The organism is Marinomonas sp. THO17 (assembly GCF_040436405.1).
Taxonomy (GTDB): Bacteria; Pseudomonadota; Gammaproteobacteria; order Pseudomonadales; family Marinomonadaceae; genus Marinomonas.
Map to the genome: position 1 here is coordinate 3114932 of NZ_AP031575.1, position 25117 is coordinate 3140048.

Annotated in this window: 23 protein-coding genes; 11 read left to right on the plus strand and 12 right to left on the minus strand. The window is 44.4% G+C overall.

The window, feature by feature from the left end; genetic code table 11:
- Nucleotides 1-17: 17 nt before the first annotated feature.
- Nucleotides 18-902, minus strand: coding sequence for an alpha/beta hydrolase (locus ABXS85_RS14770; RefSeq protein WP_353667288.1), 885 nt, complete (start codon nt 900-902; stop codon nt 18-20).
- A 217-nt stretch (nt 903-1119) separates the two neighbouring features.
- Nucleotides 1120-2742: a methyl-accepting chemotaxis protein gene (locus ABXS85_RS14775; RefSeq protein ID WP_353667289.1), complete on the minus strand. Its 1623-nt coding sequence runs from the start codon at nt 2740-2742 to the stop codon at nt 1120-1122.
- A gap of 1408 nt (nt 2743-4150) precedes the next feature.
- Here ABXS85_RS14775 and ABXS85_RS14780 point away from each other — a divergent pair.
- Nucleotides 4151-4984, plus strand: coding sequence for an SDR family oxidoreductase (locus ABXS85_RS14780; protein ID WP_353667290.1), 834 nt, complete (start codon nt 4151-4153; stop codon nt 4982-4984).
- On the opposite strand, the gene ABXS85_RS14785 is transcribed toward ABXS85_RS14780, so the two are convergent.
- Together ABXS85_RS14785 and ABXS85_RS14790 are read right to left on the minus strand one after the other, a co-directional pair.
- Nucleotides 4981-6009: an alpha/beta hydrolase gene (locus ABXS85_RS14785; protein ID WP_353667291.1), complete on the minus strand. Its 1029-nt coding sequence runs from the start codon at nt 6007-6009 to the stop codon at nt 4981-4983. The two genes, ABXS85_RS14780 and ABXS85_RS14785, sit on opposite strands and share 4 nt — an antisense overlap.
- Nucleotides 6010-6110: 101 nt before the next feature.
- Nucleotides 6111-6398 carry an HlyU family transcriptional regulator gene (locus ABXS85_RS14790; RefSeq protein WP_353667292.1) on the minus strand — a complete coding sequence of 96 codons (288 nt, stop codon included), beginning with the start codon at nt 6396-6398 and terminating at the stop codon, nt 6111-6113.
- Between the two features lie 108 nt (nt 6399-6506).
- On the opposite strand from ABXS85_RS14790, the gene ABXS85_RS14795 reads away from it, so the two are divergent.
- Complete coding sequence (locus ABXS85_RS14795; RefSeq protein ID WP_353667293.1) at nt 6507-6728, plus strand: VF530 family protein; 222 nt, start codon at nt 6507-6509, stop codon at nt 6726-6728.
- Here the strand turns inward: ABXS85_RS14795 and ABXS85_RS14800 are convergent.
- The 3 genes from ABXS85_RS14800 to ABXS85_RS14810 form a co-directional block, all read right to left on the minus strand.
- Nucleotides 6721-7767 (minus strand): GGDEF domain-containing protein, encoded by a 1047-nt coding sequence (locus ABXS85_RS14800; RefSeq protein ID WP_353667294.1) that lies wholly within the window; start codon nt 7765-7767, stop codon nt 6721-6723. The two genes, ABXS85_RS14795 and ABXS85_RS14800, sit on opposite strands and share 8 nt — an antisense overlap.
- A gap of 77 nt (nt 7768-7844) precedes the next feature.
- Nucleotides 7845-8345: an NYN domain-containing protein gene (locus tag ABXS85_RS14805; RefSeq protein WP_353667295.1), complete on the minus strand. Its 501-nt coding sequence runs from the start codon at nt 8343-8345 to the stop codon at nt 7845-7847.
- Between the two features lie 42 nt (nt 8346-8387).
- Nucleotides 8388-9305: a hypothetical protein gene (locus ABXS85_RS14810; RefSeq protein ID WP_353667296.1), complete on the minus strand. Its 918-nt coding sequence runs from the start codon at nt 9303-9305 to the stop codon at nt 8388-8390.
- A gap of 207 nt (nt 9306-9512) precedes the next feature.
- Here ABXS85_RS14810 and ABXS85_RS14815 point away from each other — a divergent pair, with 207 nt between their 5' ends.
- Nucleotides 9513-10796, plus strand: coding sequence for a ribonuclease J (locus tag ABXS85_RS14815; RefSeq protein WP_353667297.1), 1284 nt, complete (start codon nt 9513-9515; stop codon nt 10794-10796).
- A 17-nt stretch (nt 10797-10813) separates the two neighbouring features.
- Here ABXS85_RS14815 and epmB read toward each other — a convergent pair whose 3' ends face one another.
- On the minus strand, nt 10814-11836 hold the full coding sequence (epmB, locus tag ABXS85_RS14820) for an EF-P beta-lysylation protein EpmB (protein ID WP_353667298.1): 1023 nt from the start codon (nt 11834-11836) through the stop codon (nt 10814-10816).
- Between the two features lie 192 nt (nt 11837-12028).
- Between epmB and efp the strand changes: the two genes are divergently transcribed.
- Nucleotides 12029-12604: an elongation factor P gene (gene efp / locus ABXS85_RS14825; protein WP_353667299.1), complete on the plus strand. Its 576-nt coding sequence runs from the start codon at nt 12029-12031 to the stop codon at nt 12602-12604.
- 96 nt (nt 12605-12700) lie between these two features.
- On the opposite strand, the gene ABXS85_RS14830 is transcribed toward efp, so the two are convergent.
- Both ABXS85_RS14830 and ABXS85_RS14835 read right to left on the minus strand, forming a co-directional pair.
- Complete coding sequence (locus tag ABXS85_RS14830) at nt 12701-13693, minus strand: NADP-dependent oxidoreductase (protein ID WP_353667300.1); 993 nt, start codon at nt 13691-13693, stop codon at nt 12701-12703.
- A gap of 92 nt (nt 13694-13785) precedes the next feature.
- Entirely contained in the window at nt 13786-14676 is an 891-nt protein-coding gene (locus ABXS85_RS14835) for a LysR family transcriptional regulator (protein ID WP_353667301.1), read from the minus strand.
- Between the two features lie 116 nt (nt 14677-14792).
- Between ABXS85_RS14835 and ABXS85_RS14840 the strand changes: the two genes are divergently transcribed.
- The gene (locus ABXS85_RS14840; protein WP_353667302.1) at nt 14793-15455 is read left to right on the plus strand and encodes an NAD(P)H-dependent oxidoreductase; all 663 of its coding nucleotides are present in this window, start codon (nt 14793-14795) and stop codon (nt 15453-15455) included.
- A 65-nt stretch (nt 15456-15520) separates the two neighbouring features.
- On the opposite strand, the gene ABXS85_RS14845 is transcribed toward ABXS85_RS14840, so the two are convergent.
- Both ABXS85_RS14845 and ABXS85_RS14850 read right to left on the minus strand, forming a co-directional pair.
- Nucleotides 15521-15958, minus strand: a complete 438-nt coding sequence (locus tag ABXS85_RS14845; protein ID WP_353667303.1) for a DoxX family protein — start codon at nt 15956-15958, stop codon at nt 15521-15523.
- Between the two features lie 144 nt (nt 15959-16102).
- A complete protein-coding gene (locus tag ABXS85_RS14850; protein ID WP_353667304.1) occupies nt 16103-17521 on the minus strand; it encodes a PLP-dependent aminotransferase family protein in 1419 nt (472 codons plus the stop codon).
- A 154-nt stretch (nt 17522-17675) separates the two neighbouring features.
- Between ABXS85_RS14850 and ABXS85_RS14855 the strand changes: the two genes are divergently transcribed.
- The 6 genes from ABXS85_RS14855 (at nt 17676) to ABXS85_RS14880 (ending at nt 24958) form a co-directional block, all read left to right on the plus strand.
- A complete protein-coding gene (locus ABXS85_RS14855) occupies nt 17676-18593 on the plus strand; it encodes an EamA family transporter (RefSeq protein WP_353667305.1) in 918 nt (305 codons plus the stop codon).
- A gap of 153 nt (nt 18594-18746) precedes the next feature.
- Nucleotides 18747-19604, plus strand: coding sequence for a GGDEF domain-containing protein (locus ABXS85_RS14860; RefSeq protein WP_353667306.1), 858 nt, complete (start codon nt 18747-18749; stop codon nt 19602-19604).
- A gap of 33 nt (nt 19605-19637) precedes the next feature.
- Nucleotides 19638-20264, plus strand: coding sequence for a LysE family translocator (locus ABXS85_RS14865; RefSeq protein ID WP_353667307.1), 627 nt, complete (start codon nt 19638-19640; stop codon nt 20262-20264).
- Between the two features lie 62 nt (nt 20265-20326).
- Nucleotides 20327-21301 carry an EF-P lysine aminoacylase EpmA gene (gene epmA, locus ABXS85_RS14870; protein ID WP_353667308.1) on the plus strand — a complete coding sequence of 325 codons (975 nt, stop codon included), beginning with the start codon at nt 20327-20329 and terminating at the stop codon, nt 21299-21301.
- A gap of 20 nt (nt 21302-21321) precedes the next feature.
- Nucleotides 21322-23610: an ATP-binding protein gene (locus tag ABXS85_RS14875; protein ID WP_353667309.1), complete on the plus strand. Its 2289-nt coding sequence runs from the start codon at nt 21322-21324 to the stop codon at nt 23608-23610.
- Entirely contained in the window at nt 23600-24958 is a 1359-nt protein-coding gene (locus ABXS85_RS14880) for a sigma-54 dependent transcriptional regulator (protein WP_353667310.1), read from the plus strand. Before ABXS85_RS14875 ends, ABXS85_RS14880 begins: the two co-directional genes overlap by 11 nt.
- The last annotated feature ends 159 nt before the right edge of the window (nt 24959-25117 follow it).

Genomic DNA, 25117 nt, shown 5'->3' on the forward strand with positions numbered 1-25117 from the left:
GTTAAGGTAACGGCGTTTTATGGATTGTGTGATATTTCCCGAATAGCTTGTTTAACATCATCAACATGGGTCAGGTTGATGATGTGGCCGGCCCCTGCGAGCCACTTAACTTGCACTTTACTGTTTTTAAACAAGGAGGTGGCCAGGGAAGCATTATTCGGTCGGACAAGTTCATCGTCGGTTCCTTGTATCACTTGAATTGGCTGGGTAATGGCGGAGAATTTTTCTCTCGCGTTTGCAAGCCCCGGTGACAAAGCAAGTACTTCGTCGTTTGAGTGTTTCCATATATCGGGAATGATCGCCTCTGGAACCCAGTCAAGGACGTGGTTATACCATCGAGCGGCGGCTAATTTGGCGTCAAGGTCGCCAGCTAGGATGACGACGCCTTTTATGTATTGGGGGTAATCTGCGGCGAGTAGCGGCACCAAAGATCCTCCTAATGAGTGCCCGACAAGTGTGTATTTTTGTCTGTCATTACTTTCCCAAATGGATTTCAGCATAGGGCCTAACAGTTGTGATTGGGTCTCTAACGATAAGGGAAAAGCGTCGCCGGGGTAAGAGGATTCCCCCCAGCCTGGACGATCTAAAGAAATGAGACGAAACTCTTGTTCAAATGGTTGTTCGAGGTAGTATTTCGAAAAGCTAGACCAACTGCCCGGTGTACCGTGCACAAATACGACGGTTTGCCTTGGGCGGATGCTGAGATCATTCGTTTTATAATGAAGCTTGTACTGACCAAGATGATGATTGACCTCGATATACGCATCTTTGGTAAGCCCTGACGTATTTAATACTAGCTTTGTTGTTGTTTGATTCTTACGGATATCTTCTGGGGTAGTGCATGCTGCTAAAGCGAGGGAGCAGAGAGTAACAAGGGGAACCCTGCTGAATAATGGTTTCATACGTGCTCCGTTTTAGATCAAACATTCTTGGGTATGGATGTTGGACTGCAGAGGGACTCGAAGGTTCCGTTTGTCATTGTTCCTCGTTATATTAAATCAGAGTTTAATCTATACGATGGGGTTCTCAGAAAAGAGCCTTTCACTATGAATGCTTTATAGGTAGATCAAGCCATCATAGGCTTCACACCAAGTGCAAAGTCTATGATGGCTTGTTGTATTAAGAGAAACGGAACTGAGAGATTTTGGTGTTCAACTCGTCTGCCATCTTGGCGATGGTATCGCTGTTGTCAGTGACTTGCTGAGCATCGCTTAAGACTTTCTCAGAAACGTGTTTTATTTCCATTAGGTTATGGTTGATGTCTTCAGCCACGCTACCTTGTTGTTCAGCAGCGGAGGCAATATGCTGACTGCGATTAGAGACATCATCAATTTGCGTCTGCATATCGCCTAACTTGGCAACGGCATATTGTACTTGTTTGGCACCTTTTTCCGCATCCTGTGTGCTGCTGGCCATCGACTCAGAAGCGGCTGTGGATTGCTGTTGTAGTTTTTCGATAATACTGCGAATTTCGACGGTGGATTCTTGGGTGCGATTCGCCAAGGATCTTACTTCGTCAGCGACCACAGCAAACCCTCGTCCTAATTCACCTGCTCGTGCGGCTTCAATGGCGGCGTTAAGAGCAAGCAGGTTGGTTTGTTCTGAAATGTCACCAATGACACCCAATACAGAATCTATGTCTTTGGTTTGATTTAGCAGTTCTAAGATGACGTGATTGGCGTTTTCAATCTGTCCCGTTAAATGTTGGATATCTGCATTTGTGGTATCCAGTTCTTGACTGCTCTGACGGGTAACTTGTTGAACCGTCTGAGTCGCATTAGCGGTATCCAAGGCATTTTGAGCGACGTCTTTAATGGAGTAGGACATCTCATTCATCGCGGTCGCCAAAGAATCCACTTTTTCAAACTGATTGTTCATTCCTTGTTGGGTGTTTTGTGAGCGCGTACGCATGTTTTCACATACTTCTTTTAGGGCCAAAATAGAGTGTGCGAATTGCGCTAGGGTGGTGTTTAGAGAATGGGATACCGTATTGGATGCTGTGGTCAGTAAGCCAATTTCATCATTACGTTGCATGTTGAGTGACTGCGTCATGTCGCCATTAGCAATGCTTTGCAAATGTTGGGTAACCTTACTTAAAGGACGAGTAATATTGCGCACAATACTGATACAAAGAGCCAATACTAAACCGACAAGAATCACTTGAATAATAATCGACCTTTGTAGGCTTGACCAAAATCGATTGGCTACTTCTTCATACAGAACGCCACTGCCAATAATCCAACCCCATTGATCAACCCCTTTGACAAAGGAAATCTTTTCCAATGGTGGGGCTGAATTAGGTGGCTGAAAGTAATAGCTAACAAAACCTTCACCGGCTTTTTTGACTGTAGACACCATCTTTTGCCAATGATAAGCGCCGGTAATATCTTGGCTATTGAACATGTTTTTACCATCCAGCTCAGGTTTAATAGGATGCATTAAGATGTTGGCATCCATATCATTTACCCAAAAATAGCCGTTGCCTTCATAACGTAAACTGGCTAATGCTTTTAACGCTTCTTGCTGCGCCGCAGCTTCACCAATGACGGGAACTTGCTGAGTGTAAAAAGTGACTAATGAATGCGCGTTTTCAACTTGAGATTTCACCATCTCCTTACGTCCATTCAGTAAGTCTTGATAAAGCTGTTTATAGGCCAAACCTTCAAAAATAATCAGAACGAATAGCATGGAAGCTATAATGATCCATAATTTATGGCCAATTTTTATTGAACTAAGAAACATTGATACCTTCCTGTTATTTCAATTACTTGCATTTAAGCCAGACAAGGTGCGAATAAGTCTTCTGAAAGACCGTAAGGGTGTGGTCTAAGCCCTCTTTATTCTTTGTTAAGCTTCTTGCCAATATGTTCAATATTGGACGGCGAAACTTGCCTCGAATAAAAGAGAGTTATTCACACGCCGTAGTCAGTGGACTTGTTCGTGCCTTCCTTAGGCTGATGTCGATGATAAGTGGCGGACATTATCAACTTACATCATGAATTTTACTTTTCATGCATGTTTATATTTATATTTAGACTAGGTTTATTATCGTTTATATTTATGATTATTTTATTAAATAATAATACAGATCAACGATTTGCATTCTCAATGAAAACCGCGAATATTTCAATGGTTTAGATATATTAACTAGAAGGGGGCGAGTAGAACCATTGATTATGGCTCTGTTACTGCACTGTTGGGCGACATCCGCATAGGTCTTCTTCAGGCCTTGTAGAGAAACCATCTGTCTGTATTTATTAAGAGTGATTGTTATTACTATTCCATCTCACTCTTGCCTTGATAGAGGGCATCTATGATAGGACTGAAGTTCAGAAGACTTATTCTCACCATCCCTAGTAAAAAATATATATAGGCTAATTATTATAATAGGACGAAAACAGAGGGTTATTATTTGAATTCGAATACTTCAATGGAAAGCACTTTGTTATATTTGTTCTTTCGCTGAAATAATTGGATAGAAATATCCATTTCCATTCTAGTTTTATACCACATGAATCTCGTAAAGCAAATGTCATTACCAGTGAATAGGGGCTTTGAGAATAGCGGTTGTTTTCGTTTATTAAATGGCGTTGCTTTGTTTTTAGTGAGGTAAACAATCACTGGCAATGTTTCTTGGGTTGACCCCTGATTCATCATCAGGGCAATGCAAGGATACTCTTTAGGCTTCAAAGCTCATTGTTACTTAAGGAAGGTACGAACAAGTCCACTGACTTCAGCGTGTGGATAACTCTCTTTTATTCGAGGCAAGTTTCGCCGTCCAATATAAGCATATTGGCAAGAAGCTTAACAAAGAATAAAGAGAGCTTAGACCACGCCCTTCGGGTCTTTCAGAGAAACGGCCTCTCTGTGTTAAGAGTGATTGAAAGGTATTAACATTCCTGCTCACCCTTGCCTTGATAGGCCATTTCTCTGATAAGACTGATGTCCAGAAGACTTATTCGCACCTTCCTTTAGGGAAGTTTACCTCTCTCAAGGGCAAAATAGTTTTTGCTAAATCTCGATCAACTCGCATAATAGTCCCTCGGAAGGGGCCCACCAAGGTAACTTTGTTTAAGAGCTTTGTTTAAGAGCTTTGTTTATCAGCGAAGAGGTGGGAGTCCATATCATTTCTATTATAAGGGTTAATGCTATGCAATATTCTGTGCTGATAACGGGTTGTTCCAGTGGTATTGGATTGGAAGCCGCACGCCTATTGCAGCAGCGAAACTTTCTGGTGGTGGCCAGTTGTCGTCAGCAAAAAGATGTTGATGCTTTAAAAGCACAAGGCATTAAGCATGTGGTGCAGCTCGATTTAGCGGATCCAAATTCCATTGAGAAAGGTCTTGCCGCCACCTTGGAGATCACAGGTGGATACTTGTTTGCCTTGTTTAATAATGGTGCTTATGGACAACCTGGTGCAGTAGAAGATTTGCCTGTGGCGGCATTGCGAGAGCAATTTGAAGCCAATGTATTTGGTACTCACGATTTAACCACGCGAGTGATCCAGTTGATGCTGTCGCAAGGATATGGTCGCATCGTGCAAAATAGCTCAGTGTTGGGTTTGGTTGCCGCGCCATTTCGAGGCGCTTATAACGCCAGCAAATTTGCTTTGGAAGGGCTGACGGATACCCTGCGAATGGAGTTATATGACACGCCATTGAAAGTCAGTTTGATTGAGCCTGGTCCCATCGAGAGTCGTTTTCGTGCCAATGCTCTGCAAGCGTTAAAAGACAATATTGATATCACGGCTAGCCGCCATCAACAAGGTTATCAAGAAGCCATTGCTCGTTTGAGCAAAGAAGGAGCGACATCGTCACACACTCTGCCAGCCAGTGCGGTGGTGAAGAAATTGCTTCATGCCTTAGAATCGCCGCGTCCTAAAGCTCGCTATTATGTGACTACACCCACCTATGCCGCAGCACTGATGAAACGGCTTTTACCAACCTATTTATTGGACTGGGTGATGCGTCGCCAAGGAAGTTAATCTGACGTTGAGTCGTCTTCAGGTATGAGTGTCCCCAACCATTCGTCCATGGCGTTTAAATAGTCGTTTCTGGCACTTTCATGAGACAGATACAGATCATGAAAGCCTTTATCAATCACCGCTTCCGTTAGATTGGCAAAGCTTCTCTGGGCAGCTTGCTTCATGCTGTTTACGTCCAGCACACCATCACCTTGCTGGGTTTCAATAACACTGGCTTTGCCAATGGTGCTGATTTTGGAACGGCACAATAGGGTGGGTATGCGGATACTTTGTTGTGCCAAATTACGCTGTGCCAGAATGATTTCTTTGAGCCAATGGAAGGACAGATCAAAGCCTTCGGCGGGTTTCCAGTCGAGTCGATAGTCCCACTCTCCACCAAAACGACAGTGTAAGGTTTTGGCGTAAATGGAGATCTTCTTGGCGCGTATAAAAGAAAAGGGCAATGCTGATACCAAGATGCGAATTGGCCAACTGATGCGGTTTAGCACTGCCGGAGAAAAGGGCAAGGCTAAAAATGGACTGTTGAGCATCAAGCCGATTACCTCGGGAAACGGCATTTGATAATGACTTTCCCGCTCAGGTAAAGCATAAGGCTGCGCCAGATAAGTGGAGACAACGAGACCGCCAGTAGAATGGGCCAATATCACTACTTGCTCAACACCATCTTGCTTCATGGTGGCCAGAGCAATGTCCAAATCTTGGCTGTACTGGTCTACCGAATCGCACCAGTTGGGCGGAGTTGATGGGCGGATTGAGCGACCATAACCCTGTAAGTCCACCGCGTAAAAACGGTAACCTTGTTCAACAAAGTGTTGTGCCAAACCGGCCTGAAAAAAATAGTCCGTATAGCCATGTACATACAAGATTGCTTTACTGGCCTGTTGATTTCCCAAATGGTGAATCAGCGTGGTGTGAACCTGTGTCTTTGGGCCAGGGAAAGCGAAAGTTCGGAAATAGAAATCCGCGCCCAATTGGTCTTCACCTTGATTCAGTAAACGCCAGGCTTGTCCTATTGGTACGCTCATGATGGGTATGTCCTTTTTGCAGTAAGTGTTTTTCGATAAGTTTTTGTCGGCACTATTTTTTTAAATCAGTTCTTTTTTAAAAATCAGTTCTATTTAAAAAATCAGTTGAACAGGTTTTTGCCTAACTGATCAATGGTCAATTTGGCTTTACGAATGGTGATTTCAATGCATTCATCGCGGTTTGCCATGAGGTCTGAACGGATGAAATTGTGCACTTTTTGTTCTTCTCCTTCGCCTAAGGTAATGGTGGCTGCCACGCGATACTGGCCGCCGTCTTTCATTGGCGCTGGAATAATTTGGTAACCATTGTATTCAATGGCTTCTTCGACTTTCTCTGCCCCTGTTGTAGCGCCGGAAAATAGCCCTTTCAGACCAGATAAAATACCCATTTGTTGTTACTCCTATATAATGATGGGCTTATTCTTCGGGGATTTTGTGCAATAGTCAAATTAGGTCGATGAGTTATACTAGGAGGATACTGAATAAAGGGGAATCATTTGTCACAAACTCAGCAAAATAACCCATTGCATGGCGTTACGTTAGAAAAAATGGTGACACAACTGCAAGCGCATTATGGTTGGCAGGAATTGTCTTGGCTCATCAATATTAACTGCTTTAAAACAGATCCATCGGTGAAATCCAGTCTCAAGTTTCTGCGTCGTACGCCTTGGGCACGGAAAAAGGTCGAAGCCCTGTATTTAGAGACCTTCCTTAGTTGAGCTCATCAACCAAGTCATTATGGTGCACCAGATTGCGACCTTTGTGTTTGGCTGAATAGAGGTTTTTGTCAGCCGCCCTAAGAAATTTTCTAAAGGAATGACCTTGTTGAAGCTTGGCAATGCCAATACTGACGGTAATATTGATTTGATGATGGCTGGCGCGGAACACAGACGCTTCCACACGCTGGCGAATGTTTTCAGCAAAATCATAGGCTTGCGAAGAGGTGGTATCCTTTAAAATGATTAAAAATTCTTCCCCCCCAAAGCGATAAACATGATCTTTCCCCGCATAAAATTGCAACAGTTCCGCCAACTCGATCAGAACTTGGTCGCCCACTTCGTGGCCGTATTTATCGTTAATCGTTTTAAAGAAATCAATATCGACAATTAATAAACGCGTGGCCCATTTTAGATCGTTATACAGGTTTTTGGTTTCACGATTAAAATTCTCAAAAAACAGTTTTAAGGCGTGACGGTTTTTGGCCCCTGTTAATGGGTCTTCAAAGGCCATGGTTTTGAGCTTCTGGTGCTGTTTGCTTTGTTGTATTTCGTAGAGATAACAGACGCCGTAGACCATATAGTAAGCTAATACATAATTGAGGATGGCGCGGTATGGAATATAGCTGTCGCTGTCGGAGCGGAAATAAATAATAAAAATGGCAGGAAAAGAAGCCAATATGGTGTAACAAAGTCCTGCTTTGGCACCGCCTAGTAAGCAGAAAACCGCGGGCAGTAATATCAACCAGTATGCAGCCCCTGCCCGTAAATCCGCATAAGCAAAGGCAAACAATGCAGTGACGCAAAGGCTGATGATGAACAAATGACGATGCCAAGCTTGGGTTCGTTGACCTTTTGCAACCCAATAAAAGTAGAAATTAAGGAGGCTCAAACCTAGCTGAATTAAGCCTAATTTTTGCTGATCGAGCATAAAAGTATTCAGCAAGCAGAAAAACAAAACAATAATGCCTGTGCTTAAGCTCAGCCATTTATGCAGCGTATTTCGTGTCTCTTGAAATAGTGATTCGACAGCATAACTCATTTATCTACTTCTCTAAGAAAAATAAGGCATCATTTTTGGGGCCCATATTCTCTCTCAAATGAATAGATGAGTTTGACTTATTTCAGTAATAATTTGTTACCGATGGCGATGAAGTCACTGGCTGCTTGAATAAGAGATTGTGCGGTTAAGGCTTCCACACCAAATACTTCCACCTTGGTGTGATGTTTATTTATCAAGGTTTTGGCCAGTAAATCAAAATCCCCATCGCCGGATGCCAGTACTAAGATATCCGCATCGCGACCGTATTCTAAGGCATCAATGGTAATGCCCACATCCCAATCGCCTTTGGCGGAGCCATCGGCACGTTGAATAAAAGGCTTTAATTTCACCTCAAAACCTATGGCGCGTAATATGTTTTGGAATTGACGTTGCTTTTCATCCCCCCGATCCGTGGCATAAGCAATGGCTTTTACCAGCTGTCGCTGGTCCGTTACCTGTCGCCAAAAGGCGTTATAGTCAAATGATCGCGAAAACGCCTGTCGTGTGGTGTAATAAATGTTCTGCACGTCCACCAAAATGGTCACACTTGGTTGATTAGAAAGTTGAGATGGTGCCATTGCAGAGACCTTTTGCTGACTTTTCCAGAGGGTTCATTATGGTTAATTTTGGTGCTGGCTAATGGCCATATTTGTCGATTCTGCTACGCCTTTTTCCCCCGTCAATAAAACCCATTCTTTTAAACTGATGGGGTCTGCTGGTTGCAGTGTGACGGCTAGGCTTTGATCTTGTTCGATAAGCTGATACAGGCCTTGTGCCATTTGCCGAGCGGTGCGGCTATTGGCTGGCGCTAACCCCCATTGAGCAATGTGATTTTGCAGACTCAACAAGGCCAAGTCTGGTGTTTGCCAGGCTTGCAGTAGGTGTTGATATAAGCCAGCATTGTCAAAGCTGAGCTGTGCCTCCTCAAGCTTGAGTTTATCACCGTAAATAATCAGTACGGCTTCGGGTTGGCCAAGGGCGATGGAGGCCAGCAAATCGGTACGGACTTCGGTTAAATTAAGTGGGCTTTGATCAACTAAGCTGTCACTGGTGAGGTTCCATTTACCCAAATCCTTAATGTCCAAATGCAGTTGTGATGTGACCTCATCCCCATCGACTTGAGAGCGAAAATGCCCTTTGCCCAATAATGTCTGCAAACCGGCATGGCGCAATAGACTGGCACTGCTGGCGGCCAGCTGGTTCACTGGCGTTTCTTTGATCCAGAAATTCACGTCCAAATTGGGCTTCTTGAATAAATATGAATTGAACGAAATACGCGCCAAATAAAACCAAGGAGCGGAAGCCGGGCCAATACGAACCTCTTCTAATGAAGGCGTTAAAGTAAAGGGGTCCAGATGCAGACGCTCATAGTGAATCAAGTGCGTTAACCCTGCGTTACGAATCCGCTGCTGAATTTTTTCTTCTGCGTAGTTACTGCCAAATTTTTGCACCAAATAAAGAACAAAAATAGCGATACAAGCAAGGACAATGAAGAAGGCAACGCCTTTGGCTAATTTGGTGGTGACTGAATAATTCAAACTAACATTCCATGACAGTAGGTAATAAAAAAACAGGAGTAATAGTAACCCAGAGAAAATATCATATTCTCAATAATCTATGTCAGTTTATCGCTTGTGTTATTATTCACAAGGGCAATGCAACCTAAGGAGCCTCTCATCACAAATCTCATTCCATCCCGTCAAGACTTATGGTTTCTCCCGCTTGGTGGTACTGGCGAAATCGGCATGAACTTAAATCTATATGGTCATGATGGGCAGTGGCTGATGGTGGACTGTGGTGTGTCTTTTAACGAACCTCTGACCCCCAAAGAGGTTCGAACCTCAGAAATAGTAAGTGCCGATCCAAAATTTATCAGTGATCAAAAAGAGCGTTTGGTGGGCATAGTCATCACCCATGCACATGAAGACCACGTAGGAGCTTTACCTTATTTGTGGCGACGCTTTAAGTGTCCTGTTTATACCACTAAGTTCACCGCCGAAGTGTTGCGCCGTAAATTGGCGCAAGTGGGCTTGCTTGAGGAAGTGCCCATCATTGAAGTGGCGGATCAGCAGTCGCAAACAATCGGTGTGTTTACCGTCTCTTGGCTGAGTCTGACCCATTCTACGCCAGAAGCCTTTGCGCTAATCATAGAGACTCAAGCGGGTCGCGTGTTTCATACTGGTGATTGGAAAATCGATCTGTCACCCGTGTTAGGTGAAGGCTTTGATGCGCAGCGTTTTCGTGCCTTGGCGAAGCAAGATATTCTCGCCATGGTGTGTGATTCCACCAATGCGTTACAGAAAGGCCATTCTGTCTCTGAGGAAGCCTGTTATCAAGCCTTACTGGAGACCATAAAAACCGAGAGAAATCGTGTTGTAGTGGGGTGTTTTAGCAGTAACTTGGCGCGTTTGGTGTCCCTTGGCAAGGTAGCAAGAGAGACGGGGCGCTATTTGGCCTTGTTGGGGCGTTCCATGATCAACATGGTGAACATTGCCAAAGCGACAGGCTATTGGCCCGATGATTTACCCTTAATTGATGCGGCTCATGTGGGGTATTTACCGCGCGAAGAAGTGTTGGCGGTGGCCACCGGGAGTCAAGGTGAGCCGCGAGCGACCCTGAATCGCTTGGCGGCCAATAATTGCTTTGATTTGACCCTAGAAGCCGATGATCTGGTGCTGTTTTCTGCCATGATGATTCCGGGTAACGAAAATGACATCCTGCGCTTAGTGAGTCAATTTAAGGGGCAGAACATTCGTACTCTGCAACAACAAGACACCGACCTGCCAATTCATGTCAGTGGCCACCCCTATCGCGATGAGTTGCAACAACTTTATTCTTGGGTACAGCCGCAAGTGGCCATTCCAGTGCATGGTGAAGCTGCCCATTTAGCGGCCAATGCCGATGTGGCAAAAGCAAGCCACGTGCCCCATCAGTTAGTCGGCTTGAACGGTGACTTGTATCAGTTGGCGCCCCGTATCACATTGGATCGCAAGGTGGTGAGCACAGGGCGTATTGCTTTGTTGCGCTGAGCGCCTTTTTTCAAGTGTTAGGCGTTGGACTCTATCCGTGGTGCGTATAAGGTTTTGGCTTGTTGACCGGGAATTTCTTTGGCGAGTTTGGGTACCAGATAACCGGGCAATTCGGCGGCCACCTTGCCCATCAAGACCTGTGCTTCTTCAATGCTAATGTCAAAGTGTGCTGCCCCTTCAACGGCATCCAGTGTGAACAGGTAATAGGGTAGAATTCCAGCGGCAAACAAGGCTTCGCTCAAGTTCACCTGATCTTCCACTTGATCATTAATGCCTTTGAGTAACACCCCTTGATTGAGCAAAGTCACGCCAGCCTGTTTGAGCTTATTACTGGCTTGTGTAATTGCCTGATCTACTTCATTCGCGTGATTAATATGCCAAACCATGACAATGTCCAAACGGCTGCTTTTGATCCAAGTCAGTAATTCCTCATTGATGCGTTCTGGAATCACTACGGGTAAGCGAGTGTGAATGCGCAAGCGTTTGATTTGCTGCAAGTTTTCAAGCTGTCGCACCTTATCCGCCAAGAGACTGTCTTTCATCATCAAAGGGTCGCCGCCGCTTAAAATGACTTCGTTTATTTCTGGGTGATCTTGTAAGTAAGCAAACACGCTTTGCCATTCAGCTTGTGCTAACTGATTGTCGCCATAGGGAAAATGGCGTCTAAAACAGTAGCGACAATTGACCGCACACACGCCTGTGGTAATCACCAAAAGACGGCGTTTGTACTTATGAACGAGGGCTTTTTGCGGAGTGTGCTCGGCCTCGGCCAGTGGGTCTGTGGAGTAGCCTGCCACTTTCTGCATTTCTCGTGCGCTGGGCAAAATTTGTTGCAGCAGAGGATCGTTTGGATTGCCGTATTCCATACGTGCTACATAAGGTCGCGGTGCCAATAAACGAAAGCTATTATGGGCTTCGATACCTTGTGGTATCAGTTCTTGTGATAAGCCTAAATGATCAACCAGCTCAGGTAATGAGCTAATGGCTTGTTTGAGATGCTCGGTCCAGCTTAGGTGGCGTTCAGTTTGAATTGGTATCACGTCAAATATCTGCAAAATTGAGTTTATTTAGGTTATGATTGCGCCAAGGTTTTGGCCACTTGGCCGATTGGCTCACAAAGATCTCTGCAAACGCCATTTTATCATCATAGGCTTAAAAACGTTTGCAGAGATCTTAGGCTGACATGATACGCCAGTCAGAGCTTTTTCTCTAAACATATACGGTGAGGATGTATGGCAAATATTTCTACCAGTGACATGCGTGGTGGCACAAAAGTAATGGTCGATGGCGATCCATGTGCGGTATTGGACAATGAACATGTAAAACCCGGTAAAGGTCAGGCCTTTAACCGTTTGAAATTACGTAACCTAAAAACAGGCCGTGTTTGGGAACGTACCTTTAAGTCAGGCGACACACTGGAAGCGGCTGATGTTATGGATACTGACATGGAATACTTGTACACAGACGGTGAGTTCTGGCACTTCATGGCGGTTGATGGTTCATTTGAGCAACACGCAGCAGACGAAAATGCCATTGCTGATACGAAGCATTGGTTGAAGGAACAAGAGAAATACGTTGTGACCTTGTACAACGGTGCACCATTAGCGGTTACGCCACCTAACTTCATTGAGTTGGAAGTGGTAGAAACGGATCCGGGTGTAAAAGGTGACACAGCCAACGGTGGTTCTAAGCCTGCTTTCTTGACCACAGGCGCTATGGTACGTGTGCCTTTGTTCATAAACATTGGTGAAGTCTTGCGTGTGGATACCCGTACGGGCGAATACGTTTCACGTGCGACTGGCAAATAAGTTCGCAGAGTGAATTTGGAAAAGGGAAGCCTCGGCTTCCCTTTTTTATTGCCAATAAGCTTTTTATTGCTAAGAAGCTTTTTATTGCAAGAGCATTTATAGCGCCACAATCAATTTACCTTGGTTTTTGCCTTCAAACAGTAAGTTGATTCCGCTAATGGCACTTTCTAAACCTTTCAAGGTATGAGCACGGTATTTTAATTCTCCATTTGCCAACATGGCTCCCAAGGCTGTTCCGTATTCTGGAATACGGTGAAAATGATCTGGCATGGTGAAGCCTTGGATGCAGAGACGGCGTTTGATAATACCCACCCAGCTGGGGCCTGGTGCTGGTTCTTTGCTTTGGTAATCGGCAATCAAACCGCATACAGCAATGCGGCCATGTGGATTCATACGTTCAAAGATTGGCCCTTGCGCTGTGCCACCGGTATTTTCAAAAAACAGATCAATGCCCTCTGGTGTGGCATTGTGTAATTGCTCGACAAAATCTGCATCCTTGTAATTGATCGCATGATGGAAGCCCAGTTCGCTGGTCAACCATTGACATTTTTCATCTGAACCGGCCACACCAATCACCTTCAGACCTTTATTCTTGGCCATTTGTCCCACTAGAGAACCAACAGAGCCTGCTGCCGCGGTGACAATCAGAGTTTGACCTGCTTCAGGTTTCAACACTTCAAATACACCATGATAAGCCGTAATGCCGGGAAGGGCGATGACAGATAAAATGGCTTCTGCTGGGAGTTCTTTAGGGATGTGATTAAGATTGTCGCCATTGCTGAGAGCGTATTCCGTTAAGCCCATGAGTCCCATCACACGGCTACCTATGGGGAATTTATCGTTTTCAGAAGCAACCACTTCACCTATACCGCTAGCGCGCATGGTATCGCCTAACTTCACTGGAGGAATATAGCTGTTTTCATCGGCACTCATCCAACCACGCATGGCAGGATCAAGGGATAGATGCGTTAATTTCACAAGAACCTCACCTACAGCGGGTTTTGGTATGTCTTCAGTAACCAGTTCAAACTGATCTGCGTTGATTTCAAGCTCAGGACGTTTAACGAGCTTAATAGCACGGTAAGACATAAAAAATTCTCCTTTTCAAATGTGCTGACAAGTGTAGTCGAAATAGACTGACTTAATGGTCAATTTCTATGGAGTGATTGTGGACATCCAATTTAGAGGTGCATCATCTTGATAATCCATTGCTCAAATTCTCTTACTGAAGTTAAGTGAGCGACTCTTTGGGGGATGAGTAAATAGTAATCCTGCCCGGGAATTTGCACAGAGTAATTTTTTTCCCCACTCTGTAACCAACCCTTTTCAAGGGAGTGCTTGGCAGTAATTCTACCCAGCAGAGCAATGCCTTGACCTGATAATGCAGCCTGAACAGTGAAGCTTTCATCATTGAAATATTGGATTTTCATGTTTAAGTGTTTTTTAAGTAGCTGCTCTTCTATGTTCAAGGGGGCTAAGTTAGGGTTTTTCCATTGAGTCGCAAAAAGCTGTATTGGTTGCTTATCGCGATTTAATGCTTGCCAGTAACCCGGTGTGGCGTAAAGAGAAAAGTATTCTGTAAACAAGGTTTTTTTAATGAGTCTGCTTTTCTCAGTATTTTTTGACCCGTCACCGTAGCGGATAACCAAATCGATTCGTCTGTCGTTTTCTATGTCTACCATTTCATCTTCACCCCGTATCTGAATATTGATATCAGGATACAATGCCTGAAATTTACCCAAGTTTGGGACGAGCCATTTACTTGCAAATGAGTTTGTCGTACTGATGGTTAAATCATTGGGGGCTTTTTGTAGGTAGTTAATTTTTGCCAGTAATCCTTGTAAAGATTGATGAGCCGCTTCCGCCAATATTTTGCCTTCTGGTGTGAGGATGACCTTTCTGGTTTGTCGCTCGAAGAGTCTTATATTCAATTTTTCTTCCAGACCACGAATTTGATGGGAAATGGCCGTTGCTGTGACATGGAGTTCAATGGCTGCATCTTTGAAACTGCCAAGTCGAGCAGAGGCCTCAAATGCTCGAATTGCGTTGAGAGAGGGTAATTTCTGAAACATGCAGCACTTCCTTATAGATGAAATTATCTTATTTATGAGCAAAGAATAAACCTTTGTCAAAAAGCCATTTTAAATGAAGACTTTGCTCTGTAAATGGCAAGATAGCAGAGGATATTATGAATAAAATATTGCATATAGATTCAAGTGTTCGTTTAAGCGAGAGTGAGACCGCCTCTCATGCTTCAATATCTAAATCACTGGGTCAGTACTTGTTAACATTATGGATGAAAAAAAATAATTCAACGCAAGTGGTTTATCGGGATTTAGCAAGCAACTCACCTGAGTTTATATCGATTGATTGGTTAGCGGCTGCGTTCACCGAAGAAAGGGAACGCTCTGAGTATCAGAACAAGGTCTTAGAACAATCGGATTTGTACTACAAAGAAGTGGCACAAGCCGATCTAATACTAATAACGGCACCTATGTATAACTATGGTATGCCAGCCGTCCTAAAGGCATGGTTTGATCAGGTTATGAGGATTAATCATACATTTACCTTCGATCTTAAGAGAGGTGATTTTCCGATTGAGCCGATATTATCAGGCAAAGTATTGGTATTACTAACTTCAGCGGGTGAGTTTGGCTTTCAAGTGGGTGGGGTTAGGGAAGAAATGAATCATCTAGGCCCGCATGTAAAACAACTTGGACGTTATTTAGGGGCGGAATCCTTTTATGAGATTGGTTCTGAGTTTCAGGAATTCAAAGATGCTAGACACAAAGAATCCCTTGCAGAAGCAAGGCATCAAATAGAGAGCTTAGTGACGGAATTATTAGGCTAATGACATTCGACCTCTCTGCCGAGAGGTCGAACTTTTCTAGCTACTTTTCTAGCTAAGATGAAAAGCTATTTATTGCTTATTACTTTATCTAATGACAAAGCGCCAGCGCCACTGAAAGCCAAAGACAAACAAGCCACCAGAAGGGTTAGGGCATATTCATAACCATTGTTTGACATGAAAAGACCATGGCTGAAGTGCACTGAGAAGATGGCGATCAGCATGGTGAAGGCGAGGGCGATGCCAGCAGGGCGAACCAACAAACCAATGACTAAGGCCAGACCACCAAAGAATTCTGCGCTACCCGCTAGTAGTGCCATCAGGTAACCAGGCTCAAGACCAATGGAAGCCATCCACTGACCTGTCCCTTCTAAACCATAACCACCGAATGCGCCAAATAACTTTTGCGCGCCGTGGGCCATCATAATCAAACCCACAGGGATACGAAGAATAGTGCTCGCCCAGCCAGATGACGTACGAGTGATGTTTTGAATAAATGCTTGCATACTTTATACCTTGATATTGGTTAGGAACAATGGCGATACCATATAGGGTTTGAAAGCAAATAGATAACGAAGTATTTTGATTAATAAGTTCAAAAAAGTTGAACAATGTTCAGAACTTATAATCCATTCTGCGTTTTTATCACGTTATTTATTCACACTGGATTGGATCAATTCACATAAGGTTAATAGCTGCTGGTGGGTGTTGTGTTGCTCTGCTTTGGGTTCAAGGGGCCAGCCACAATTGATGCGAAAACAATCCCTATAGAAATCATGGGTACTGAAACAAGCGCCACTGCGGATGTCTATTTTAAGCTGCTGGGCATCGGCTTCTAATTGCACTGTATTGAGTCCCGGAATCTGAATCCATAATACCATTCCGCCTTGTGGCGTACTGATCTTGGCATTCTCTGGTAGGCTTTTGCTTAATACTTGTTGATATTGGTGAATCTGCTGCGCCATTTGATAACGAACTTTGTGAACATGGCTGCGGTATTCGCCGGTGTTAATGAATTCTGCCATACAAGATTGTACTAAGCCGTTTACGCCAAAACTGGTGAGCGTGTGCTTGCGCATGTAATCGGAAAAATAACGTCCCGGATGACACCAGCCTAACCTCATGCCTTCCGCCAAAATTTTTGAAAAGGATCCACACCAAATCACATAGCCTTGTTGATCCCAATATTTGGCGGGCAAGGGGACGTCTTTTTGATGGCTTAATTCAAAATACACATCGTCCTCTATCATAGGAGTTTGATATCTTGCGGCCAGTTCTGCTAAGGCTTGTTTTTGCTGGTTTGAAAAACTGATGCCATTGGGATTGATGTTATTGGTACTAAACAATGAGGCTTTGACTTTGCCTTGTTTGAGTAACCCTTCAAACTGTGGCAAATCTATTCCATCTTGCCCAATAGGCACTTCAATGACCTGTCTTGATAAGGTGGTGAGCAAATCCAATAAGCCGCTAAAACAGGGTGAGCCAATAGCGATAGTATCGCCTTCACGGGTCAGTGTTTCGATGGCTTTTTTGACGCTGTCGATACAGCCATTGGTGATCACCAGTTCTTGGCTCGAAAAGGCCAAACCGTAGCGGCGTAAATGGTCTGTCAGGGCGCTTCGTAAGATCATGTCTCCTTGAATATCCGGGTATTGAAAGAGCGGTTGGCTGGCACGATGGGCAACGCGCTTGATACTGCGTTGTAAAGCTGTAGAGGGCAATAATTGGGGGGCAATCATGGACGTCCCCAGCGGACTGAAAAATGCAGAATAAGGGTTGTAGCCTCGGCTGGGTGCGTATTTTTTAGGATCTCTTTGCTCCATGAGTAGCTGAGTCAGAACAGGAAAAGCCGTGTCCTTGATGCGGCTGGAAACAAAATAGCCAGCTTGTGGGCGCGCATAAATCCAGCCAGTTTGTTGAAGGTATTGATAAGCACGAGTCGCGGTGGTCATGCTGACTTGATGCTGTTTGGTCACTTTTCTAAGGGCTGGCAAACGTGCACCCGCCGGCAGTTTCTGGTGATTAATCTGCTCAATAAAATGCTCTGCCAAGCGTTGAAATTTAGACATAAGGCCAACTCTATCTCAAAAAGTGAAACTTGATGGTTAACGATAGCAAAATTGTACTCTTATTTTTATCAAAAATTGAATCTGCTCTGTTTTGTTTTTTGTTGTCATACTCCTTGCGTCATGTGTCGCCTTATAGGGATTAAGGAAGAAGAAAATGAAACAGAGAGATGTTGGTTTGTTGTTTGCCTTGATGGCCTTATGGGGCTTGAATTTCAGTGTTATTAAGTTGGGGGTGAATAATATTGACCCGCTTATGCTAACCGCATTGCGTTTTACCTTTGCGGTATTTCCCTTAGTGTTTTTTATTAAGCGCCCTAATGTGCAATGGCGTTATCTAGTGGCATACGGTCTGTCATTTGGTGTTGGCGTTTGGGGGCTAACCACCTTGTCAATTCGCTTAGGCCTATCCGCGGGCATGGCATCCTTGTTACTGGACATGAGTGTCGTTAGCAGTTTGTTGGTAGGGTATTTTGTGTTGAAAGAAAAGCTGACCTTCAATAAGTTATTGGGGGCGGGGCTGGCCTTGATGGGGCTATTCATCATAATGCAGGCGGATGGCGGTGCTATTAGCATGGCTGGTCTGGTGTTGGTTTTACTGGCTTCGGTGTGTTGGAGCATCAATGGCGTTATTGTGAAATGGGCCAATACGCGAGAAATTTTTGCCTTCAATATATGGGGTATGTTGTTTGCTCCTTTACCTTTGGTGTGTTTGTCGATTCTTATCAATGGCTCACAGGTAGTATTTGAACTGTTAGCAGAGTTCGATCGCTCGACCTTATTTTCAGTCTTGTTTCAGGCTTACCCCACAACATTATTTGGGTATTGGCTCTGGAATAAGATGATAGTCAAATACGGTATTTCCAGTGTTGCCCCTATGACTTTGTTGGTGCCAGTGTTTGGCATATTAGGTGGGTATTGGTTCTACCAAGAGGTCATTTCCCTCAGCCAGATAGTGGCGGGTGTCATGATTTTAGGAGGATTATTTATCAGTCAAATGCCAAGTTATCTTCTTAAAAGCAGGTTAAGAAAAGTAGTTTTTTATGTACAAAGCCGGATTAACGGCTTGAGATGATGTTTTTTGAAAACACAATGTGTTGGATGTGATCGATTTTGTTATCTTTCCAACAAATTATTACAGATCAGCTGATGAAATTACTTATGCTCAATCGCTAGTATCTAGACTTCCGCAAGGTTTTTTTTGTTATGGAAGTGTAGGGCATTTTATATGAGCATCAAAGCGCTTTTTGGAAGTACTGATTTGTATAAACAGTTTGTAGAACTCGCACCTGTTTTGTTTTTTGCTGTTGATAGGAATTTAAAGTGTACTTATATCAATAATAGATTTGCCACAATACATGGTGTTTCCCAAGAAGAGGCCGTTGGCTTACATTTAGCTGAATTGATTGGCGAAACCTCCTTCAAGGCAAACCTAAATTTTTATAAAAAGGCCTTGTCTGGAAAGACAGTAAAATATAAGGGTTTAACAAGAAAAAGTGACGGTAAACAATATTATTACAGCGCCACCTATGAGCCCTTTATCCTTGACGGTGAATTAGTAGGTTTTACCGGAACGGTACAGGATAGAAGTTCAGAATACAGACTGGCTGAATTATCCGATACGGATTCACTGACGGGCTTAAGAAACAGACGAAAATTTGATAGAGATTTAAGAGCAACCTTGAGGAAAAAGGGACAGAGTGCCTTAGTGATGATGGATTTGGATCATTTTAAAGCCATTAATGACAACTTTGGCCACGACGTTGGAGACGAGGTATTGGTCAAGGTGAGCCGTTTTTACAAAAAATACATGCGCCATAAAGATGTGGTATATCGCATTGGTGGTGAAGAGTTCGCTATTATCTTACATAACAATGACATAGAGGATAATGAGCTGGCAGAATATTGTAATCAGCTGTGTCGTCGGCTGGCGAACACTTCTATCTTGCAAGACCATCCCATTACCTTAAGCATTGGGGCGACCAAGGTATTGGCTGAGGATAATGCCAGTTCACTAATGAGGCGAGCAGATAAGGCGATGTATCAAGCGAAATACAGTGGCCGTAATCAGGTCAGTATTATTTAAAAATTACATTATTCAGGGCAAAAGGAAGTGGTTATGCAGGAGATTCATTACGGTTTGATTTTACTCGCTGCCTTTGTGGCAACGGCAAGTCCTGGGCCGGCTACCTTAGCCATTGCCGGTACGGCTATGAGTTCAGGACGACCTCATGGCATAGCAACCGCGTTTGGCGTGCTGACAGGGTCTTTTCTTTGGTCATTTTCTGGTGCCTTTGGCATGGCTGCTGTGATGTACGCCAATGCATGGTTATTTGAAATCTTGCGTTATTTTGGCGCCGCTTACTTACTCTTTTTGGCTTTTAAATCCTTCAAGTCGGTGGTGTGGCCTAAGCCAATCAGGTTAGAGCAGACGGCTTCAAACTCTTTGCGAAGCGATTATTTACGCGGCTTGGCAATACATTTAACTAACCCTAAGGTTATTTTGTTTTTTGGTGCCTTGTACTCCATGGGGGTGCCAAGCGGCGTGGAGGTCCAGGGGTTGCTGACGATTATTTTTCTGATTGGTTTGCAAAGTATGTGTCTGTTTCTAGGCTACGCTCTGTTGTTTTCCCATGAAACCTTTCGACGCCTCTATTTTCGAATGAGTCGAGTATTTGATAGCCTGTTTACCCTGTTTTTTGGAGTAGCAGGGGTGAAAATGCTACTGAATAAAATCACGCCATAAATTGACTAAGGCCAGTGGGATAATTTTGCTATGATGGGCTTTATTTTTTAGGACCTTTTCCTATGTATGATGCCGCATTATGGCAGCCCAGTGCCGAGCTTTCTGTGTTGCGTCAGCGTGCTAAGCTGTTTCGTAAAGTACGTGATTTCTTTGCCGAACGTGATGTGATGGAAGTGGACACTCAGTGTTTGTCTCTGGCGAGTATCTCTGATCCCCACATTGAAGTATTGACCGCTCATACCCGCTCTATGGGGCAGGATTTAACCTATTATTTGCAAACCTCACCTGAGTACGCCATGAAGCGTTTACTGTGCGTTGGCGCTGGCTCGATTTATCAGCTAGGTAAGGTCTTTAGGGCAGAAGAAATGGGGCGTCGTCACAGCATTGAATTCACTATGTTGGAATGGTATCGCATCGGTTTTGATCATTGGCAATTGATGGACGAAATTGAAGCCTTATTGCAAGCATTGATTGCACCAAGTGTGATGTGTGAATCCCTCAGTTACCGTCAAGCTTTCATCGATTTCACGGGGTTGGATCCCTGGCACGCCAGTCTTGAGTCATTGCAAACTTGCGCACATCAAGCAAGCGAATACGGTTTGCAAGAAGAAGACAGAGACACCCTATTGGAGTTGATTTTTGCCAGTGTCATTGAGCCTAATATTGGTCAACAACAGCCTTGCTTTATTCACAGCTATCCAGCTTCTCAAGCGGCGTTGGCAAAGTTGCATCAAGACGCTGAGGGCAATCAGGTGGCAGCTCGATTCGAGCTTTATTGGCAAGGTATGGAACTGGCCAATGGTTATCATGAATTGACCGATGCGCAAGAGCAGGCGGCGCGTTTTGCGCAAGATAAAGCGCAAAGGCATATGTCAGGCTCGAAAGAACGTCAGTTTGATGAGCGTTTGGTGAGTGCATTAGCGCAAGGCATGCCTGATTGTGCTGGCGTGGCGTTAGGTATTGATCGTCTGCTCATGCTAATCTGTGATAAAAAGGACATTGCTGAAGTATTGGCATTTGCTCATGAAAGGGCTTAATTAAGTAAAATGAGGTTTTGGTGAGCAAGTTATCCAATACGTTGAGTGAGGCCGCTGCTTTGTCTGTGGCACCGAGAAAAGTCATCCTGCTGTCTTTGTTGGCGATTCTATTCGTGGTGATTGTCATCCTATGGAAAGGCGGAGAGGCGCTGAAAAATCGGCAAATTGAAGCTTTACAACTGACCTCGGAAGAACAGTTGGCGCAGTTGGCTAATGTAATTGAAAATGCCATTGCCAAATATCAGCACATGCCAACCTTGTTGGCGACCAATGGTCGAGTCAAAAAAGCCCTTAGAGACGGATTTTATAATGATATTTCTCAGCTGAACCTTGAGCTTGAGCAAATCAACCGCATTACCGAAGCTTCCGACAGTTATATTTTAAATAAGGATGGCCTTACCATCGCGGCGTCAAACTATCAAAGTGACGCCAGTTTTGTTGGCAATAACTTCGCCTTCAGACCCTATTTTCAGCAAGCCATACAGGGCAAGCCCGGTCGCTATTATGCCTTGGGAACCATGTCTAACCGTCGTGGTTATTACTTTTCCTATCCTGTGGTCGATGAGAAAGAGATCATAGGGGTTGCTGTGGTGAAAGTAGACATTAGCCAATTTGAAAAACGCTTCGCTAGCCAAAATTATGACTTTATCTTGCTGGATCCAGATGGTGTGGTATTCAGCAGTTCGCGCCCGCGTTGGCTGTATCAAGTATTGCGTGAATTGTCGTACAGCGAAATTCAACGTATTACTGAATCCAAACGCTATAAAGACAGACCCATTGAAAAGCTGCCCATTGTTTATCAAACGCCGTTAAGTACTAGGGCAAGTGTCATTGAGGTATTAGAAACCAACCCGCTAAACGGTGAGTTAGAGCGCCGCTCTTATTTGAATATGAGTCGTCCTATTCAATTATTGGGTTTCACCATTTCTCTTTTGTCGCCTCTGCAAGGGATCAATGAAGAAATTGCTTTGTGGCGAGCCATATTCGCGGCTGGTTTGACCATCACAGGCTTGCTTGCTGGTCTGGCTGTGTTGCGACGTCGAATGCTACTAGAGCGTTATAACGCTAATGAAATGACACGTCATAACCAAGCTTACATTCGAGAAGTGATTCAAAATACGCAAGCGGGTTTGGTCACACTGGATGACAAGCATTGTATCGAGTCATTTAACCCTGCCATTGAAACCTTAGCAGGACAGTCATTGAGTGCCCTCATTGGTCAACCATTAAAGACCTTATTTCATGCTGATGATCAGCAGGCACTAGATAGGGTGTGGCGTGCTGATGACGAATTGGGGATAAAAGTGGTGACCATGGAGGGGCGTTTGCAATGGGATACCATGAGTCAGGTACCCGTTGAAATGACGCTTTGTGAGATGAATTTGCCGAATCGTCGTAGTTATTTGGTGACCTTTCATGACATGACGGAGCGTAAGCGTTACGAACAGGAAGTCATGCAAGCGCAGCTTGAACTGGAAAAACGTGTCCATGAACGTACCTTTGAATTAGAACAGGCCAACCTTTTGCTGCGTCAAGAAATGGCCGGCCATAAAGACACTCAAAGAGAGCTGATTCAAACGGCAAAATTGGCGGTATTAGGGCAATTGAGTGCAGGGTTAAACCATGAATTAAATCAGCCTTTGACGGCCATTCGCGCCTTTGCTGGTAATGGTTTGACATTTCTGGACAGACAACATTATCAACAAGCACATAATAACCTCGAACAAATCCAACAGCTGGGTCAGCACATGAGTGATATTATTGCTCGTTTCAAAGTGTTTGCCCGTAAAGGTGACGTGCAACAAGGCCCTATTGCCATACAAACGGCCATAGTGGGGGCGATAAAAATCATATCGCCGCGCTACAAAGAGGTGGGCATTGAGCTACAAGTACCGGACGATCAAGGTTTTATTGTGCAGGGAGATATGGTGTTTTTAGAGCAGGTGCTGGTCAATTTATTGGCCAACGCGGCAGACGCCATTCAAGAGGCGAAACACACATCCCGTGATCCTCGACCCAAAGTGTGCATAGAGCAAAGTGCCGATGAAAAAGAAGTGACCATACGCGTCCGAGACTCGGGTGACGGCTTGACCGATGAAGCCATTAAACATTTGTTTGAGCCTTTTTTTACCTCCAAATCTTCTGGGGTTGGTTTGGGCTTAGGTTTGTCAATCAGTCAGCGTATTGTTGACCTAATGGGTGGCCAAATAAAGGCCCATAACAGTTCAGAGGCTGGGGCAGAGTTTGTGGTGATATTGCCACGTTTCCCAGCCAAATCCATAAGCGAAAGAGAACAGCATGACGGATAAAAATCAGGTTTTATTAATTGATGATGAGCAGGCTGTTCGTATGGCAATCTCGCAAACACTGACCTTGGAAGAGTTTGCCGTAACGGAATTTAGCTCAGTTCAAGGGGTCACGGCACACTTGTCCATTGATTGGCCTGGCGTGATTGTCAGTGACATTAACCTACCGGGGAAAAGTGGCTTGGCGCTGTTTGAAGAAGTAAAAAAGATTGATGCCGAGATCCCCTTCATTTTGATTACAGGCCACGGTGATATCAGCATGGCGGTGAGTGCCATTCGCGATGGCGCCTATGATTTTATTGAAAAACCTTTTTCCAATGAGGATTTTGTTGAGGTGGTGCGACGCGCCAGTGAAAAACGTCGTTTGACCTTGGAAAACCGTCATTTGCGTCTTGAACTGGCAGCGCAAAATGCACCGGGGCCGCGCATTATAGGGAATACGCCGGGCATTCACCGCTTACGTCAGGCTTTGTTGCATGTGGCCGATACCGGAGCGGATATTTTGATTCAGGGTGAAACTGGCACAGGGAAAGAGCTGGTGGCGCGTTACATACATGAGCACAGTTCCCGTCGTGGGCAGCCTTTTGTCGCCATTAACTGTGGTGCCGTGCCCGATTCCATAATGGAGTCAGAATTGTTTGGGCATGAGAAGGGGGCTTTTACCGATGCCAAAGTACAACGTATTGGCAAGTTAGAGCATGCCAATGGTGGCACACTTTTTTTAGATGAAATCGAAAGCATGCCCATGTCCATGCAAATCCGCTTGCTGCGAGTGCTAGAGGAAAGGCGTTTAGAGCGTTTGGGGTCAAACACAGGCATTGATTTGGATTTGCGCATTTTGGCGGCCACCAAAGTGGACCTGAAGCAATTAAGTGAAGGCGATAGCTTTCGTGAGGACTTGTACTACCGTCTCAATGTTGTGCGAGTGGACATTCCCCCATTGCGGGAACGTAAAGACGACATTTCTTTGCTGTGGCAGCACTTTTGTTTGGTGGCAACTGCCCAATACAAACGTGAATCTGAACCCTTATCGGCGGCACGAATGCACAGTTTGTTAAGCTATGACTGGCCGGGTAATGTGCGTGAACTAAGGAACTTAGCGGAGCGTTATGTTTTGATGGGAGAAGCCGGATCGTTTGAGTTTGATCAAATCATCATCAACGAAAACAATCCAGGAGTCATGACCTTACCAGAGCAAATGGAACGTTTCGAAAAAACCTTGTTAGAGCAGGAGTTGATGCGACAGAAAGGATCGATTAAAGATACCATGGATGCATTGGGGTTACCGCGAAAAACCCTGTACGACAAAATGCGTAAGTACGATCTGGATAAAGATTTGTATAAACAGTAATTGAGCAAAAGTAAAAAAGTAACTAAACAAAAGCCAATAAGGTTGAAATTGCTCTTTGATTGTTTACTTAGACAACAATGTTTTGTAAATTAGCGGGCCTGCCAATTCTCTTCATTACTCAAGCTTCTCATCGCTAAGTTCGATGTCGCTTTGTAATAA